The organism is Brasilonema octagenarum UFV-OR1, from assembly GCF_963888615.1.
GTDB classification, from domain to species: Bacteria; Cyanobacteriota; Cyanobacteriia; order Cyanobacteriales; family Nostocaceae; genus Brasilonema; species Brasilonema sennae.
On record NZ_CAWPKW010000351.1, the window covers coordinates 1 to 1,413 of the forward strand.

General features: G+C 40.9%; 1 protein-coding gene. It reads right to left on the reverse strand.

The window, feature by feature from the left end:
- Window positions 1-61: 61 nt before the first annotated feature.
- Window positions 62-1,237, reverse strand: coding sequence for a pyridoxal phosphate-dependent aminotransferase (locus AC5590_RS31605; RefSeq protein WP_169268989.1), 1,176 nt, complete (start codon window positions 1,235-1,237; stop codon window positions 62-64).
- Between the last annotated feature and the right edge of the window lie 176 nt (window positions 1,238-1,413).

Here is a 1,413-nt window from a genome sequence, read left to right on the forward strand (position 1 = left end):
CGTGCGCCTTAGCGCATAGTTAAGAGGGTTTAAAAGAGTTTTTGCGTAAGTCCTAACACCCTTACACCCCTACACTTTTGTGTTTCTTCAGATGCAACCTTTGTTCAACTGCATCAAAGGTCTCGGTTTTTTTTGCAAAGGACCAGCGGACTGTATTTCGCCCAAGTTCTGGTGTGGAATAAAAACTAGAACCTGGTACAACGGCTATTCCGACTTCCTCAACCAGGTATTTGGCAAATTCATAATCATCTGCATGAGCGCTGTATTGAGTAAAATCACTCATTATGTAGTAAGCACCTTGGGGTGGTTGTACGATAAATTGATATTCTTCCAGAATTTTGACTATGCGATCGCGTCGGGTAGTATATGCTTGTTTTTGAGTCTCGAAGAACGACTCTGGCAATTTCAATCCAGCGACTGCAGCGTACTGGAAAGGGGCTGGTGCACAAATTGTTGTAAAGTCATGTAGCGTCCGAATCGCTGCACTTAAGTTAGTGGGAGCACAGACATAGCCAATCCGCCATCCTGTGATGGAGAAGGTTTTACTCAAACCACTAATAGTTAGAGTTTGCTCAAACATTCCATCAAGAGTTGCTAGAGGAATGTGTTGGTGTTCGTCGAAGGTGATGCGATCGTAAATTTCATCCGTAACAGCAACAACATTAAACTCTCGGCAAAGACTGGCTATAGAATTTAATTCTTCCCTTGTAAAAACACGTCCAGTAGGATTATGAGGTGTGTTAACAATGATCGCCTTGGTTTTGTGTGAAAAAGCAGCTCGTAGACGTTCTGGATCGAGTTGAAAAAAAGGCGGTTCCAACCTCACAAAAACTGGTTTAGCTTGTGCAAAATTAATGGCTGGGAGATAATTATCATGAAATGGTTCTATGACAATAACTTCATCACCCGGATTAACTAAGCTGAGCATCGCCAAGACAATACCTTCTGTGACGCCGCAAGTAACCGTAATTTGCTCTTCTGGGTCATAGTATAAATCGTACAAGTTTTGGAGATTATTTGAAATTGCTTGGCGAAGCTCTGGAATTCCCCAGGTGTTTGTGTATTGATTATGACCTTCTTCCATCGCCACAGATGCAGCCCGAATCAGTTCAGGAGGGGAGGGGAAATCAGGCAATCCTTGAGCCATGTTGATGGCTTTATGCTTGATTGCAAGCCTTGTCATTTCACGAATAACAGAGGGATGAAATTCTTGTAATCGCTTAGCAGATGGATACATTTATTCTCCTGTCGCTGGTATAAACTGTTGTTTTTAAAAATGTAAAGTTCACTATTAACGATATGTCATAAATGAAATTTTATTTGACTTATGCACTTATGAATGTTGTTAAAACTTACGCATATAGCAATCCTAAATGATTTATGAAAAATCTTAAGTATTGTAGGGTGGGCAGT

Excerpts from the sequence above, each read along its gene's own strand:
- AC5590_RS31605 (WP_169268989.1), bottom strand. The coding sequence starts at position 1,237 with ATGTATCCATCTGCTAAGCGATTACAAGAATTTCATCCCTCTGTTATT.